Source organism: Rhodococcus sp. NyZ502, assembly GCF_041464245.1.
Classification (GTDB): domain Bacteria; phylum Actinomycetota; class Actinomycetes; order Mycobacteriales; family Mycobacteriaceae; genus Rhodococcus_F; species Rhodococcus_F qingshengii.
The window spans coordinates 3,469,598-3,485,414 of sequence record NZ_CP167155.1 but is presented as its reverse complement, the minus strand read 5'-3'; the positions used below and the strand labels follow the sequence as shown (position 1 = coordinate 3,485,414).

At 60.8% G+C, this 15,817-nt stretch carries 15 protein-coding genes; 9 read left to right on the top strand and 6 right to left on the bottom strand.

The window, feature by feature from the left end; translation table 11 throughout:
• The first annotated feature begins 22 nt into the window (after positions 1–22).
• Complete coding sequence (locus tag ACBG85_RS16020) at positions 23–1,504, top strand: NAD(P)/FAD-dependent oxidoreductase (protein ID WP_030537063.1); 1,482 nt, start codon at positions 23–25, stop codon at positions 1,502–1,504.
• Positions 1,505–1,525: 21 nt separating this feature from the next.
• Here the strand turns inward: ACBG85_RS16020 and ACBG85_RS16015 are convergent, their stop codons facing one another.
• Complete coding sequence (locus tag ACBG85_RS16015) at positions 1,526–2,047, bottom strand: universal stress protein (protein WP_050655349.1); 522 nt, start codon at positions 2,045–2,047, stop codon at positions 1,526–1,528.
• Positions 2,048–2,148: 101 nt separating this feature from the next.
• Here ACBG85_RS16015 and hisI point away from each other — a divergent pair, with 101 nt between their 5' ends.
• The 4 genes from hisI to ACBG85_RS15995 all read left to right on the top strand — a co-directional run bounded on the left by hisI (position 2,149) and on the right by ACBG85_RS15995 (position 3,579).
• The gene (gene hisI / locus ACBG85_RS16010; RefSeq protein ID WP_003942390.1) at positions 2,149–2,496 is read left to right on the top strand and encodes a phosphoribosyl-AMP cyclohydrolase; all 348 of its coding nucleotides are present in this window, start codon (positions 2,149–2,151) and stop codon (positions 2,494–2,496) included.
• A gap of 6 nt (positions 2,497–2,502) precedes the next feature.
• A complete protein-coding gene (locus tag ACBG85_RS16005) occupies positions 2,503–2,796 on the top strand; it encodes a DUF1905 domain-containing protein (protein WP_065352537.1) in 294 nt (97 codons plus the stop codon).
• Between the two features lie 62 nt (positions 2,797–2,858).
• Positions 2,859–3,119, top strand: a complete 261-nt coding sequence (locus tag ACBG85_RS16000) for a hypothetical protein (protein ID WP_223304508.1) — start codon at positions 2,859–2,861, stop codon at positions 3,117–3,119.
• Positions 3,120–3,192: 73 nt separating this feature from the next.
• A complete protein-coding gene (locus ACBG85_RS15995) occupies positions 3,193–3,579 on the top strand; it encodes a DUF2784 domain-containing protein (RefSeq protein WP_003942402.1) in 387 nt (128 codons plus the stop codon).
• Positions 3,580–3,639: 60 nt separating this feature from the next.
• On the opposite strand, the gene ACBG85_RS15990 is transcribed toward ACBG85_RS15995, so the two are convergent.
• Positions 3,640–4,065: a nitroreductase/quinone reductase family protein gene (locus tag ACBG85_RS15990; protein WP_058227033.1), complete on the bottom strand. Its 426-nt coding sequence runs from the start codon at positions 4,063–4,065 to the stop codon at positions 3,640–3,642.
• Between the two features lie 109 nt (positions 4,066–4,174).
• On the opposite strand from ACBG85_RS15990, the gene ACBG85_RS15985 reads away from it, so the two are divergent.
• Both ACBG85_RS15985 and ACBG85_RS15980 read left to right on the top strand, forming a co-directional pair.
• The gene (locus tag ACBG85_RS15985; protein ID WP_003942406.1) at positions 4,175–4,597 is read left to right on the top strand and encodes a metalloregulator ArsR/SmtB family transcription factor; all 423 of its coding nucleotides are present in this window, start codon (positions 4,175–4,177) and stop codon (positions 4,595–4,597) included.
• Positions 4,594–5,607: a cation diffusion facilitator family transporter gene (locus ACBG85_RS15980; RefSeq protein WP_058226988.1), complete on the top strand. Its 1,014-nt coding sequence runs from the start codon at positions 4,594–4,596 to the stop codon at positions 5,605–5,607. The genes ACBG85_RS15985 and ACBG85_RS15980 overlap by 4 nt, the downstream gene beginning before the upstream one ends.
• A 34-nt stretch (positions 5,608–5,641) precedes the next feature.
• Here the strand turns inward: ACBG85_RS15980 and ACBG85_RS15975 are convergent, their stop codons facing one another.
• On the bottom strand, positions 5,642–6,253 hold the full coding sequence (locus ACBG85_RS15975) for a glyoxalase (protein ID WP_021333651.1): 612 nt from the start codon (positions 6,251–6,253) through the stop codon (positions 5,642–5,644).
• A 269-nt stretch (positions 6,254–6,522) separates the two neighbouring features.
• Between ACBG85_RS15975 and ACBG85_RS15970 the strand changes: the two genes are divergently transcribed.
• Entirely contained in the window at positions 6,523–9,675 is a 3,153-nt protein-coding gene (locus ACBG85_RS15970) for a multicopper oxidase family protein (protein WP_058039494.1), read from the top strand.
• Positions 9,676–9,792: 117 nt separating this feature from the next.
• Positions 9,793–11,031, top strand: a complete 1,239-nt coding sequence (locus ACBG85_RS15965) for a DUF222 domain-containing protein (RefSeq protein ID WP_372023985.1) — start codon at positions 9,793–9,795, stop codon at positions 11,029–11,031.
• A gap of 85 nt (positions 11,032–11,116) precedes the next feature.
• Here the strand turns inward: ACBG85_RS15965 and ACBG85_RS15960 are convergent, their stop codons facing one another.
• The 3 genes from ACBG85_RS15960 to ACBG85_RS15950 are packed head-to-tail and all read right to left on the bottom strand — an operon-like array spanning position 11,117 to position 15,599.
• Positions 11,117–12,088: an antibiotic biosynthesis monooxygenase gene (locus ACBG85_RS15960; RefSeq protein ID WP_064689198.1), complete on the bottom strand. Its 972-nt coding sequence runs from the start codon at positions 12,086–12,088 to the stop codon at positions 11,117–11,119.
• Entirely contained in the window at positions 12,085–14,778 is a 2,694-nt protein-coding gene (locus ACBG85_RS15955; protein WP_372023983.1) for a molybdopterin-dependent oxidoreductase, read from the bottom strand. Before ACBG85_RS15955 ends, ACBG85_RS15960 begins: the two co-directional genes overlap by 4 nt.
• Complete coding sequence (locus ACBG85_RS15950) at positions 14,775–15,599, bottom strand: FAD binding domain-containing protein (RefSeq protein ID WP_007733027.1); 825 nt, start codon at positions 15,597–15,599, stop codon at positions 14,775–14,777. Before ACBG85_RS15950 ends, ACBG85_RS15955 begins: the two co-directional genes overlap by 4 nt.
• Positions 15,600–15,817 lie beyond the last annotated feature (218 nt).

Below are 15,817 nucleotides of genomic sequence, written 5' to 3'. Positions count from 1 at the left end.
AGTTCACGAGAGGGATTCTCCGATGGCAGTGCAGTACGACGCAGTAGTAGTGGGGGCGGGCTTCGGCGGAATGGGTGCGGCCATTCAACTCAAGCGGCTGGGCCTGAACAACCTGGCGATCCTCGAGCGCGAGGACGATCTGGGTGGAACCTGGCACGTCAACCGCTATCCCGGTCTGGCTGTCGACATCGCGTCGGTCACCTACTCGTATTCGTTCGAGCCCAATCCGAACTGGTCCAGGCTTTTCGCACCGGGCGCGGAACTGAAGAAGTACGCCGATCACGTCGCGGACAAGTACGATCTGCGGAAGCACATGACGTTCGGTGCCGTGGTCAACGGAGCCCGCTGGGACGAGGATTCCTCGCACTGGGTCGTATCCGTCGAAGGCGCGCCGGACATCACTGCCAAGTACCTCCTGACTGCGACGGGTTTCCTCTCGCAACCGCATCGGCCCGACATCTCCGGTATCGACGACTTCGCCGGCAAGATCATCCACACCACGGCCTGGGACGATTCCTACGATCTGTCCGGCACCAAGACCGCAATCATCGGAACCGGCGCCACCGCTGTGCAGTTGATCCCCGAGGTGGCGCGTCAGGCCGCAGAGTTGACCGTCTACCAACGCACCCCGATCTGGGTGGTTCCCAAGATCGACGTCCCCATTCCGAATGCAGTGCAGAAGCTGTTCTCGCGTATTCCGCTCACCCAGCGAATCGCGCGCGCTGTCAGTTCGTCGATCCTAGAAATGATCATGGTCAGCGCGGTCCTGCACTACAAGCAGGTCAAACTGTTGAACAAGGGTGCGGCGGCCGCATCACGTGCGTTTCTGCGGTCCCAGGTCAGTGACGCCAGCCTTCGCAAACAACTCACACCGGACTACGACTTCGGGTGCAAGCGTCCCACATTTTCCAACAGCTACTTCCGTACGTTCACCAAGGACAACGTGCATCTCGAAACGACGCCGATCGACCACATCGCTGCCGACGGAATCGTCACCGCCGACGGTCGCAAGACCGAGATCGACACCTTGGTGCTGGCAACGGGATTCAACCTCTGGGATGTGAATTTTCCAGCCATCGAGGTTATCGGTCGAGAGGGACGAAACCTCGGTAAGTGGTGGCGCGACAACCGTTTCCAGGCCTACGAAGGGGTCGCGGTTCCGTATTTCCCCAATTTTCTCACGCTCGCCAGTCCGTACTCGTACAGCGGGTTGTCCTACTTCACGACGATCGAATCCCAGATGCAGCACATGGATCGACTGTTCGGCGAGGTGAAACGGCGCGGCGCGGAAACATTCGAGGTCACCGAAACTGCCAACGCCGAGTTTCTCGACCGGATGACCGAGAACCTGGCGGACTCCGTCTTCTACGGCGGTAGTTGCCAGACTGCACGAAGCTATTACTTCAATCAGCACGGCGAGGCTGCGATTCTGCGGCCCACGTCTACACGGAATGCGTTCGTCGAAGCGAAACGCTTTCCGCTCGAGGACTATTCGATCATCTAGGCGGGCTTGTCCCGTGTTCGGCTATCTTGCCGAGCTGACTCCGGTCGGAACCGATATCACGGGATAACGGTTCTGCCGGTTCAGTCGGGAAGTGACCGAGATGTGCATCAGTCGGCTCACCGCGGAGGCAGCGCCTTTTCGCGGAGATCCGATCACGATGGTAAATGCGTCGTATTTGTCCGCGGTTGCGAGAATGACACCGGCCGGGTCTCCATAGGTGCAGTCGTACGTCCAGGTGTCGGCGTGCGAGGCAAGTGCCGAGGTTGTCTGCTCGCGTTGCGACACCATCTCGTCGTGCAGACGCGTTTCGAATTCTGGTGAGTCGGTTTCGACAGGTAGGTCCTCGGACGTGATGCAGTGAACGACGTGGAGGGCTGAATCCTCCTTGGCGGCAAGCGTCAGTGCGTAGCTGAGTACATTCTTGCTGGTAGCACCTGGGCCGATGCCGAGAACGACGTGGCGGGTTCGGACGCGATCGGTACTCGGGTTCGCGAGATGGCAGATGTACTCCGGGTGCGGACCGTCATGACGTTGATGGTTCATGTCGGATCTTCTTCCAGAGCGAGAAGCGAAGGAACTTCCATTCTAGGGCGGCCGTGCAGGGGAATTCCACGGAAGTCACAGGTGGAAGGTATAAACGTCATATGAGTCTTGATCCCGCAATCGCGGCGAAGCTGAAGCGAAACGACGCCGGACTGTTCAGCGCGGTTGCGCAGGAGAAGTCGACCGGTGATGTGCTGATGGTCGCGTGGATGGACGACGAAGCGCTCGCGCGAACACTGGAAACCCGTAAGGGGACGTACTATTCGCGCTCGCGGCAGCAGTACTGGGTCAAGGGAGAGACCTCCGGGCACACCCAGTACGTGCACGAGGTGCGACTCGACTGTGACGGCGATTCCGTCTTGCTGATCGTCGATCAGGAGGGCGCCGCGTGCCACACCGGCACTCACACGTGTTTCGACACCGACGTCCTGCTCGCTGCTGAGCAGTGACGCGAGATGGCCACTGACAAGACTCCACAACCGCTCGATTACTCGTTCACCGCTCCCATCGAGAAAGACGGTGCGTTCGCAACGTTCTTGACCGTGCCCGGCTCGGCGGAAATTCTGGGAACCAGACGCGCTGTGAAGGTGCTCGGAACCCTCGATGGTGAGCATCCCTTCGAGGCGACGCTGATGCCCTCCGGCGACGGACCGCACTGGCTTCCGCTGCGCGTGGCGCTGTGCAAGGCGATCGGCAAGAGCGCCGCTGGAGAAGAGGTAGCGGTACATCTACAGCAGCGACTGAGCTGAAGTTTTCCCGAACCAAGGAGCGCCGTCGTGCAATTCTGTTCGATTTCGAACATGCCGCGGACGTGGAGCCGGATCGGTGGGCCGAGTACGGTCCAGGTGCCGTCGGTGTCGGGTGGGACATGGGACTGCTCGGGCTGGCTCGACACGTGGAACTGGGGATCGCGACGCCACTCGAGACACCCGAGTGGTCGGCGAGCGACGAGGCCAAGGCATTCATCGCGGGAAGCAGTGAACTGTGGGCCGAAGCTGCGATCGCATCGGGCGACGACCCGGATGCGGCTGCAGCCGCCGCTGCTCGCACGACCGCTGCATACACCGGGTAGATCACCTCTACGAGGACTAACATCGGATTAGTCTGGTTGTTGCGGGACTTCCGCGCCACGAGCGGAGACGACGATGGTGTATCGGCTCATCGAAGTAGTAACGGTGTTCGTTCACTTCGGGTTTGTCCTCTATGTGGTGCTGGGTGGGTTCGTGGCGTGGAAGTGGCGTCGTACCATCGGTTTCCACCTACTTGCAGTCGTCTGGGGAGCCGGTTCGATAGCGGTCGGATATGACTGCCCGCTGACCAATCTCGAGAACTGGGCCCGCCGGATGGCCGGGATCGCGGAGTTGCCGTCCACCGGATTCATCTCGCACTACATCACCGGCGTGTTCTATCCGGCGAGTATCGAAGGCCTTGTACAGGCGCTCGCGGCGACAGTGGTTGTCGGATCCTGGGTCGGATACGTGCTGCTCGGACGGCATGCGAAGGGTGAGGTCAAAGCCTCTTCAGCGACCTGATTCCGTACAAACGATCCCAGCCGTTTCCGAATGGAAACGACTGGGAGGTGCTACCAGGATTTACGCGCGAGTCAGGGCTACCACCGGGATTGTGCGGATCTCAGCGGTCTTCTCCGCGTATTCGGCAAATCCCGGGTATCGACTGGCCTGCTCGTCGTAGATGCGGTCACGCTTCTCGCCGGTTACTTCGCTGACGGAGACCGGGTATGTTTCGGTGCCGATCTCGACCTCTGCCTGGTCGGTGGCAACGAGGTTGTAGTACCAGTCGGGATTGGTCGGGGCACCGGCCTTGGATGCAAAAACGTAGATGGTCTTCGGATCCTGCTCGTCTGCCAGATACATCATGGGACTCACGAAATTGCGTCCGGATTTGCGTCCTGTGTGGTGGACCAACACCATGGGCGCACCTTCGAAGGGGCCACCTACCTTGCCCTCGTTCTCCCGAAATTCCGCAATGATTCCTGCGTTCCAATCGTCGGTACTCATCGTTGTCTCCCGGTCTGCGAGTGGCGAAGGGCTCTGCCGCCAAGCTTTGCACAACTGGTGAATCGACGAGAGGTCATCTTCGGCGTCCAGCATGATCTACTATCTACGTATGAACGCAGATAGTGGTGTTTGTCGCCGCAAGCTTCCCGATGATCAAGTCGACCTCGTCGTCGAGGTGTTCCGCATGCTGGCCGACGCAACCCGTGTGCAGGTCTTGTGGGCATTGGTCGACCGCGAGTGCTCGGTGAACGAACTGGCGGAACGCGTCGGCAAGCCGGCGCCCTCGGTGTCGCAGCACCTGGCGAAATTGCGCATGGCAAGGTTGGTACGAACCCGCCGCGATGGTACGACGGTGTTCTATCGCCTGGAGAACGACCATGTGCGCCAACTGGTTACGGACGCGGTCTTCAATGCGGAGCATGCCGGACCCGGATTGCCGGGGCATCACCGTAGTGAAGGTGAGCTTCGGGAGATACACCCGGAGCGCTCGGCGAACGTCGATCGGACCGATCAAGAAGAAGGTGCGTCATGACGCACGAACCCAAGACGTCCCACGGCCACGGCCACCGCCATGTCCACGGGCCGAAGGGATTTCGATCGGCAGTCCGCGAAGTGTTCTCGCCGCACAGTCACGACGCTGCCGACAGTGTCGACGACGCATTGGAATCGAGCGCAATCGGCATCCGGGCGGTCAAGATCAGTCTTGTCGCGCTCGGAGTCACCGCAGTTGCTCAGGTTGCGATCGTGGCGATCTCGGGTTCGGTGGCGCTGCTGGCGGACACCATTCACAACTTCTCCGACGCGCTCACGGCAGTCCCACTCTGGATTGCCTTCGCGCTCGGTCGGCGCGCTGCGACCAGGCGCTATACCTATGGTTTCGGGCGTGCGGAGGATTTGGCCGGACTGTTCGTGCTCGCCATGATCGCACTGTCGGCAGTGATCGCCGGTGTCGAGGCGGTGAGGCGATTGATCAACCCGGTCGAGATCGAGCACCTCGGTTGGGTAGCGGCGGCAGGTTTGATCGGTTTCATCGGAAACGAATTGGTGGCGTTGTATCGGATCAGGGTCGGCAGGCAAATCGGTTCAGCGGCCCTGGTGGCCGATGGATTGCATGCTCGGACCGACGGATTCACTTCGCTCGCAGTCCTTCTGGGGGTGGGGGGAGTTGCGCTGGGTTTCCCGTTGGCAGATCCGATCATCGGCCTTGTCATCACCGTTGCCATCGTGGCGGTGCTCAGGACTGCAGCGCGAGACGTCTTCCGGAGGTTGATGGACGGCGTCGAACCTGAGTTGGTGGACGACGCAGAGCATGCATTGATGCACGAACCTGGAGTCCTCGGTGTTCGTGATCTGAAGATGCGGTGGATCGGACACCGACTGCATGCCGATGCAGAACTCGACATCGATCCCCGGGCAACACTTGCCGAAGCTCATGCGATTGCACACAGCGCCGAGCATTCGCTCACTCACGCGGTGCCCAAACTCGCTACTGCCTTGGTGCATGCGTACCCGGCGCATGACGCGGCCAACTCCGAAGTCTGATACCGGCCGCCTTCCCGGTGATCTGTGCTTGATGTCAAGCGCAGGCGGCTTCCCAGGCGAAACCGTCTGGGTCTGTGAAGGTTTCAGACGCGCCGGCAACGGTCAGACGGTGTGATCCGGTGCCTTCCGGAGCAACCCCGGCATCCTTTGCCAAAGCGCGGCGACCATACAGTGCGAGTGTCACATTGTTTGCTGCACTGGTGAATTCGACGTACTTGCGACCGAAGCTCTTGGACACCTCGAGTCCGCGGTCGAGGTAGAACTGCTTGCTGGCCTTGACGTCTTCGGCGCCGAGCAGCAGCACGAGGCTGTCGATCGTGCGGGTGGCCGGCCCGTCGTTCTTCTTCGACGACGTGGCGATCTTCCAGATCGAACCGTCTGGAGCCTGGACGACTCCGCCGTATCCCCAGAGGGATTTCTTGACAGGCTTCAAGGCGGTGGCACCGGCTGCGAGTGCTGCGCCGACGAAGGCGTCGACGATGTTCGGTTGGGAGACGACGAGCGAAAGGGTGTACCCACGAAACCCTGTTGTCGGTTCGTTCGATTCGCGTAGCTGGATTCGATCTCCGACGCCGAGAGCGTTGTAGAAGGCTTCGGCTGCCGCGAGGTCGGGAACGTCGAGTATCACGGATTTCGCGGTGGTCATCTGGGCGCTCCCTGCTGATGTGTGGATTGGCGACGTGTGGTCGGAAGTGGACTTCTGTGGTGTGTTCATGTGTTTCAACGTAATTGCGGGTCCCGTGGTTGTGCTTCTCGATTTCTGATCGGTTTGCTGAGACTGCTTGCAAGGTGCAGCACTCACGCAGGCCTTAGGTGGGCGATTTGTCGTGAATATCCTGTTCAGCCGATGTTTTCTCGATAGGCTGGTGAGCGCTGATCGGACGTACCTCACGCCACCATGGAACGGGGAAACCAGTGATCGCACTGCGACGAAAGTCGTTAGCCGCAGCAGTTGTGGTGTCCATGACGATGGCGTTGGCCGCGTGTACCTCCGGTGAATCGGCGCCCGAGGTGGGCGGCAATTACGGCTCTGGCGGAACCGCCGTCGACTATCGGGAGCCGGTGAAACTGAGTAGCCGAGATGGTGTTCTCGAGGTGCGCTTGTCCGCTCATCAGGGAGTGATTCCGCTCGATACCGCTTCGGCGCCCGTGTCGAATTTTCTGCTCTTCGGGTACGAGGTCATCCGCGGTACGGCGTCGGACGGATCGACCTCGGCGAGTGACGTCTATCCGGCGCCGACTCTCCGCGTCAATCCCGGAGAGCGATTGATCATTCATTACGACAACGATTTGCAGGATCTCACGATCCAGGACTTCTACGATCCGGCATTCACACCTGCGGGCGGGGGCGTGCCGATCTATCCGCCGGCGCTGACGTCGGCTCCGCTGAATCTGCACACGCACGGAGTGCACGTGAGTCCGGACGGCAATGCGGACAACGTGTTGCTCAACATTCCAGCCGGCCAGGGAAACGTGTACGACTACGCGATTCCGGGGACGATGCCGAACGGTCTGTACTGGTATCACAGTCACCGGCACACCCTCACCGCCCAGCAGACGTACATGGGCCTGGCCGGGCTACTGGAAATCGGCCGGCCGGACGGCAATCTGCCTGTCGTGACGGCAAACGACGTTCCGATTCGCGATATGGCACTGCAGTACAACTTCGTATTCGACCGCAAAGGAAAGGGCCGACAGCTCAACGACGCGAACTGGCCCCAATTCGTCAGTACGTTGACGCCACCCGCCGGTACGGAACTAGCCGACGGGACGTACCGTCCGAGCCTTGCTCCGGTGAATTTCTCGGACACCACCGAGGGCGCGCAGTATTTCACCAACTGGTATACCGGACCGTTGTCCCCGGCCAATCATCGTGGACAGAATCAATTCGTTCCAGGCAATCTGCAGAGCTTCGTGGGTGAATCGACGACTGTACCGGCCGATCCCTCACTGCCGGACAACCAACGCGATGTGCAGTACACCGTGAACGGTCAGTTCCAGCCGTCGCTGAAACTGAAGCCGGGGCAGACCGAGATCTGGGTGCTTGCCAACATCAGCGACTTTGCCTACATGCCGGTCACGTTGACGGAAACCGCAACCGGCGCCCATCCGAAGTTCGCCATCGTAGGGCAGGACGGAAACCCGTTCGACGAGGTCAGGCCACCCGTGGACGGGGACGGAACCAGGCTGGTGATTCCGCCGGCCTCGCGATACGCGATCGCAGTGACGATGCCGGAGTCCGGCGATCTGGTGCTGGAGATGCCACCGCTCGAAGGTGCAAAGCCGGTGAGCAATCCAGGCATTCTCTACACCAACAACGGTACCGACAATCCGCCCGCCGAACTCGGAACCGTCACCGTCGACCCGTCGGTGATCAGTTACGCGGACGGATTCTTCACGTTCCCGACTCAGCAGTTGATCCGTGCGACGCCAGACGAGGGCGAAGGAAAGACGACTCCCTTCGAGTTCGGACAGAAGCTCGATACCTACACCTCGTTCGTGGATACCGCAGCGATGACGCCCGACGTGACCCGCAACCTCACAGTGTCCGGTGGGTTCGGAAACGAGAAGGCCAGCAACAGTGATCCGAAGGCCTTCACCTACGAATTCGCCGACAACACGTTCCCCAACATTCCGCTGATTCAACCGCGACTGAATTCCGTTGAGGAATGGAAGATCACGAACCTCAACAACGACGAACACCCGATGCATATTCACGTCAACGACTTCCAGGTAACGGAAGTTGTGGATCCCGTCGCAGGTACCACGACGGGCGTTCAGCCCTGGGGAATCGACAACGTGAACGTGCCGGCGCCGGTGACGGACGAGAACGAGAATGCGCTGGAACCAGCATCGGTGACGTTGCGGACGAAGTTCACCGAGTACACCGGAACCTTTGTGATTCACTGCCACCGACTCAATCACGAGGACAACGGTTTGATGGCGACTGTCAACGTGATTCCCGAGGTATCGACATATGCCGTCGCGATACCTGGTTCGGCCGGCGTGCCCGCCAAGGTGCAGATATTCGATGCCAACGGCGACAAACTGATCACTGCTGTGACGCCCTTCCCGTCGTTCGAAGGCACCCCGAGTGTTGCGATGGCGGACGTGAACGGAGACATGGTGCTTGATCTGGTCGCTGGAACAGGTGCAGGCTCGGCTCCGGAAGTGGTGGCGTACAACGCAGTCGGCGGCGTGCCGTTCACCGACGAGTTGGCAAGATTTGCCCCCTTCGATGTGGGTTTTCGTGGCGGAGTGAACATCGGCGGCGTCGATATCGACGGAAACGCACTGGCGGACAACATCATCGTTGCCTCGGGCCCAGGGATGGAGTCGCAGGTCAAGATTTACTCCACCGACCTTCCGGCGGACAAGAGGTCCGCACCCGCAGAATTCGGTTCGTTCTCGCCGTACCCGGGATCGAGTAGCGGAGTCACGTTCGCAACCGGAATGGTTGACAGTCACTCCGGTCGAGCGAGCATCGTGACCGCACCGGGTGCGGGCGAGGAGCCGTTGATCAAGACGTTCCGCTACGACCTGTACGAACCGACGGCGGCTGCGCAGGGCGGCTCCGATGAACACGCAGGTCATACGGCTGGTCCTGTAATGACGTCGCAGTTCTTGGCATTCGATCAGGGCTACCGCGACGGGGTGTCTCTGTCGACGGGTTGGGTGGCCGGCGCCGAGGGCGGCGCAAAGTCGATAGTGGCAGGCATGCTCGGAGGAGAAGGATCAATCCGCGTCTTCTCGAGTGGATCCAGGCTCGACGGTGCACCCGAGATGTACCTCGAGAGTCCAGATCACCATTCGACGGACGTGGCATTTCGGGAGGTTGCAGCTTTCGACCCGTTCACCGCTCCAGAGTCGGGTGTGGGAGTGGCCACGACGAGCACGACTACCGGCGCGGATCTCCTCGTCAGCGGCAGCAACGGAACGGGTGCCGAAGTTCGGAAATTCACTCTCGGTCGTGCCGATCCGTCTGCGACCACATTGACACCGACGCTTGTGGGAACGCTGCCGCCCTATCCCGTCGGCGGGGGAGTTCTGCCGCTCGGCGGCCGATGATCCGGTTTTGAGAGTTGCTGAAAGTAGTTTCATGTCAACGTGTCTCGAGCCTTCCTGTTCTCGAAGTTGTCCGTTTTGTCTCTGGTTATCGAAAGTGTGTTCGATTAAACTTTCGGTATGGACAGTCGGGGAGCGTGGCAGCTGGATGGTGAGGGCCTCAAGGGTGAGGTTCTGGATCTGGTGCGTGTCCGGCACGAGTTGCAGTCGCGGATGGTGTTGTTGATCGTGGAGATGTTTTCCCGGGAGGTTCTCGGCGGGAGAGGTTTTCGGGCGATCGCGCAGTGGTTGCATGGTTCGACGAATTTGGAGATCGGTGAGTGCAGTCTGTTGGTCGGGTTGGCGCGGTTGTTGATGCTCGAGCCTGTTGTGGGCGATGCGTTTCACCGTGGTGACGTGGATGCGTTGAAAGCGCGGCAGGTGGCGTCGTTTTGTCAGCATCCGCCGAAGAACATGACCCTGGCGGATGTGGACAAGGCTCGCGGGATTCTGTTGGGGTTGGCGTCGAAGAACATTGCCGATTGTGATGCGGTGCGGGCGGCGATTCGGCGGATCGAGAAGCAGTACGGCAAGCGTGAGGACGGCGTTCCGGTGGGTGAGGATTCGGAGCGTAACGAGTTCTACGCGTCGAAGGGCCTGTACGGGCGTGTGACCGTGAAGGGTGATCTGGATGCTGTGAACGGGGCCCGTCTGATCACGTTGCTGTCGAGCCTGTCTGCGCCGACACCGGAGAAGGACGGCGTCAAGGACACCCGCACTCCGGCGCTACGACGGGCGGACGGGTTCTGCGAATTGTTGCGCCGGTACGAGTGGGCGGGGTTGGGTCCGGTCGAGGGCGGGGTGAAACCGCACATCACTGTGACTGCGTCGGCGAAAGACATGACAGACCTCAAGGCGCTGAAAGACCTCTTGCCGTCGACTGAAGAACTGGGTTTCGCGTGGACGGATTGGGTGGGTCCGATCAGTATCGACACGGCCCGGATGTTGGCGTGCGACTGCACGGTCACCCGGATCTTGTTGGACGAGAGTGGTGTTCCGCTCGACTGCGGTAAGGAAGCGCGAACGGCGACGGTTCCGCAGCGGCGGGCTCTTGCGGTTCGTGATGGTGGGTGTGCGTTTCCGGGGTGCGGGACTCCGTCGGGGTGGTGCGATGCTCATCATATTGTTCACTGGGGTGATGGTGGCCCAACGGATCTCGATAATCTGGTCTTGTTGTGTGGTCATCATCATCGGACGCTGCATCACACGGAGTGGCGGGTGGAGATCGGTCCGGATCGGAAATCGGTGTTCTATCCACCGATGTCGATCGATCCGTTCCAGCAGCCGATCGGCGGGAACAGCCCACCAACGGCCGCGTGAACGGACATAACTGAAAATGCCAGCGTATGCACCGGGGAAGAATCATGCCCCGTTGCATGCGCTGGCTTTTCGTGTTCCGGAGAGTTCAGGGCAGCGACCAGAACTGAGTAGTCACGAGGTAGAAGACGATAACCCAGAACAAGGTCACAGCGGCGACGATTGCCACCCCTTGTGCGTTGGTTTTTGCGACAGGAATCCCCGGAGGCGGACGCAGCCAACGGCGCAGGAGTCGATTCACGTAGTACGGCATCGTGAAGAAACTCATGATGAAGCTCGACAGCAGATTGCCGATCAACAATCCGAGCCAGAGTGGCAGCTTCAGCGGTGACAGCGCCAAAGTAAGCAAGACGACAGTCGGGTAGAGACCGACCCAGACCGCGATCGAGGTTTTTGTCTCCGAAGGTGGAGGGGCCTCGTTTCCGTTCTCGTCGAAGGCAAACCAACTGCCGAACGAATTGTCCACGGTTCGCAGTTCGAAGTCGTGAAACTTGCGGCCCTCGGCGAGGAGTTGTTGTCGCTCAGGGGAAGTCAGCCACGTATCGAGGTGGGCAGCATTGTCGAAGCGATACAGCAGGGTCCATTCATCCTGCACACCGTCGACTGGGCGAAACAGTTCGGTGCCGCGGAATCCGTCGAAAGCACTCTCCACCTCCCGAAGGCGATCCTGCCAGGCAAGGAACTCGTCGATGCTGTCGTCACCGACTCGGTGCGTCACTACGACGGTCAGCAGTGGGTCCGGAGGCCTGATCCCACCGCTCACTACCTGCTGCGTGGCCGGGCCGTCGAAGTACTGACGCCCGCTGTCGAGGTAGTTCTGCCTCGTCGCGCTGTTGATCCACGCTTGAACATGAGCGATGGAGTCGAAGCGGTACACGATCACCCAATCGGGTTGGGTGGGCGTCGGAGCCGCGATTTCTGCCCCGAGGAAGCCCGCGTAATCTGCGGCGGCTCGGTTGAGATCTTTCTGCCAGACCTCGAATTCTTTCTCCAGTCCGGCACGCACCCGCTGGCCGATGATGACCGTCGCCACGCTGTCTGCCGACGTGTTCGCGGTCATCGGTTCAAGCCTGAGTAGATGCGTTCCGGGGTGAGCGGTAGTGACCGGAATCGTGACCCGGTTGCATCCTGCAGTGCGTTCGCCAATGCAGGGGCAACCGGATTGATGCAGCACTCCGCCATGCCCTTGGAGCGGAGTGGGCCGACGGAGTCTGATGACTCGACGAGGATCACCTCCGTGCGTGGGATATCTGCATATGTCGGGATCCGGTAGTTACGTAGATTCGGGTTCATCATCGCGCCGTTTGCGTCTACGTGGAAGTTCTCGGTGAGTGCGAAGCCGATGCCCTGGGCGACGCCACCTTCGATCTGTCCCCGCACCTGCGCTGGATTGATGATAACCCCAGCGTCGGTGGCTTGGACGCTGTAGAGAATGCGGATCTCGCCTGTGATGCGATGGACGGCAATCCGGAAGCCATGAGTGTTGGACACCACGCTGCGCGGAGATCCGTATGCCTTCCGCGCCTCGGTGAATCGGATCCCGCGCGGGCGTGCGGCCTCGAGTATCTCTTGCAGTGTTAATCGAGTACTACCGCAGACGATCTTGTCGTCGTCCATCGAGCACTGGTCAATCGACACGCCGGTGTGGTGCGCGGCGAAGGCAAGTAGGCGATCGCGGAGCGCATTCGACGCGCGAAGTACCGCGTTCCCAGCGACAAACAGGCCGGCGCTGGCGAAAGCGCCTGTGTCGAAACCGGTTCGGTCGGTGTCCGACTGAATGATTCGTACACGTGACGGTGTTGTGCCCAGCTGATTCGCGGCGATCTGCACGTGGGCGGTAGAAGTACCCTCACCGAATTCGACTGTGCCGATGGCAAGTTCGTATACACAGTCTTCGCCGAGGGTGAGCCAAGCCTCGGAAATGTGCTCGGTGGGTGGCGCGGTCTCGTGTAGCGAACTGGCAGTGCCGGTGCCGATCAGCCAATCCGCTCCGAGCGAGGGAACCGGTTGGCGCTTCAACGCGGCGTCGATCAGATCTATGCATTGCCCCAGTCCGTCTTCGGTGAAGATCACGTCGTCTGGGCCGTCTTCGAGTGCGACGAGCGAATCGCCCGGTCGGACGATATTGCGTCGACGCAGTTCGAGCGGATCCATGTCCAGCGCGATGGCCAATTCGGTCATGGCCGATTCCACGGCGAAAGCGGGCTGAGTCATGCCGTACCCACGTAGAGCGCCGCTCGGAACATTGTTGGTGTACACGGAATACGCATCGAACTTCTTGTTGGCGCAGCGGTAGAGCGAGACCGCCGCGCCGCCGGCAAAGAGTGTCTCTCCACCGTGGTTTCCGTACGCACCGGTGTTCGAGATGTTTCGGTACTGAAATGCCGTGAGGGTTCCGTCAGACTTGGCACCGAGCTTGATCGTGAGCTTCATCGGATGACGCGGCGACGCGGTGGTGAACTCTTCTTCTCGGGTGAATTCGAGGCAGACGGGACGACCGGTGTCGAGGGTGGCGAGCGCCACCAGATCCTCGCTGATCACTTCCTGTTTTCCTCCGAACCCGCCGCCCACGCGTTTGCAGAACACGCGTAGCTGATCCGGGCGGAGGTCGAAGAGATGGGCGAGTTTGACCTTGGCGATGGAGGGGGACTGCGAACTTGTGCGAACGTGAAGGCGTCCGTCTTCCATCCAGGAGATCGAACCGTGCGTCTCGAGGTGCGCATGCTGAACCCGCGGCGAGAAGTAGGTGCCTTCGTGGATGACGTCGGCCTCGGCGAACCCGGCCTCGACGTCGCCCACATGACCGTGAAGTTCGAGCAGGATGTTGTGCTCGGGATCCCGAACAAAGGGATCGTCGGATCCGTGCAGGGCTGGAGCGCCGTCGGCCATGGCCTCTTCCGGATCGAACACGGAAGGCAGGATCTCGTAATCGACCTTCACCTTCCGACGGCCTTCTTCCGCAGCGACGACGGAGTCGGCGAGGACGGCCACTACACGCTGACCCACGAACCGCACGACGTTGTCGAGAATGTAGGTGTCGTCCGGATCGACAAGGTGGTCGGTATGTATTGCCGTGGTGAAGAGCTTGCGCGGCACGTCTTTCCAGGTGTAGACGCGATGGACACCGGGGACGGCGAGCGCCTCGGTGGTGTCGATGGAGGTGATGCGGGCATGTGCGTGAGGCGAGTGCAGCACTTTCAGGTGCAGCATGCCGTCGATCGCGGTGTCCATAGTGTATTCGGCTCGGCCGGTCACCACGTCGGTGGCCGCCGGCGCCCCGACGCTGGTTCCGACGGCCTGTCCCGGGAGGGCAACTTCGATAGCACCGACACCGTTGACCGCGTCTTCGATGGATCGGTAACCGGTGCAGCGGCACAGGTTTCCCTTGAGCGCTCGCGGCAAGTCTTCTTTCTGCGCGTCGGTGAGCGCCGCCGAGGTCATGATCATCCCGGCGGTGCAGAACCCACACTGAAAGCCGGGTGCATCCCGGAACTGCTGCTGAATCGGATGGAGATCTTCGGGCGTGCCGAGTCCCTCGATCGTGGTTACCGCGCGACCGTCGGCGCGAAAGGCGGGCGTGATGCAGCTGTGTATCGGTGTTCCGTCGAGCCACACTGTGCACGCCCCGCAGTCCCCGCCGTCGCACCCCTTCTTCACCCCGTGGTGTCCGAGGTGCCGAAGAAACGTCCGGAGACACTGTCCCGGGAACGGCTCCTCGTGGAACTGCCGGTCGTTCACCGTGTAGCTCATGACTGGCTCCCCGTGAGTTCGTTTCGGAGCTCGTCGGCGTAGTGGCGGGCGAGGTGGAGGCGGTGGTCTGGGGTTCCGTTGGGATCGTCGAACCAAATGTCGGCCGAAATGGAGTCGACGGCTCGTCGCAGAGAGTGCTCGTCCGGCATGGTGTCGAACGTCAGCCGGATCGGATGGGTGGTGCCGGCGGTGATGGTGAGGTGAAAGTCGTCGGCGCCAGGAGTCTGCGTCGCGATCATGAAGATCGTCGAACGGCCGAGGTGCGTGAGACTGAAGCGGCGGTGGGCGTGCCGTTTGGTGAGTGCGTGCACCGGGAACTCGATGCTCCGAAGGACTTCGCCCGGCTCCAGGACATTCTGGTGGTCACCGGTCACGAAGTCGCACGCGTCGACGGTCCTCACTGTTCCGTCGGTAGCCCATAGTGTGAACGAAGCCTCGAGTGCAACTGCCAGGGTGATCATCGGTCCGGCCGGAAGCGACATACAGATGTTGCCGCCTACGGTGGCCGAATTCCACACCTTGAAAGACGAGAGGAAGTACTCGCAGCTGACGCGAATAAGTGGACTCGCACGCCAATTGTCCGGCGGGACAAACGCATACAGTTCGGCAACGGTGCACGTAGCTCCGACACCGAAATGAGTCGGGCCGACCTCCAGTGGTGTCCAACCGAGCGCGGTGAGGTCGACCAGTCGACGCGTGTCGGGTTGTTCTGCTGAGAACAGCCACGTTCCTCCCGCGAGCCAGGCGTCGCCGGGACGCCACACGTCCCCTGGGCGATCCGGTGGTCGGCGTATCACGTCGGTAATGGTGGTGATGTCCATGCGCCTGCTCCCCTCGGGGGATGTGTCTTCTCGGAGTGGGACATTACCGAGGTGACGAGACGCATTCACACTTTTAGTACATATCGGGCACGCGAAACATGAGCGATACGTACGTGACATCGACTGGTGGGGCGGTGCATGCGCTTGCCGATTCTGGGTACGACTGCTTGAGAGGCGCGATCAGCCTCTTGCTTTCGCGCTGTTGATTCGGACGCGGC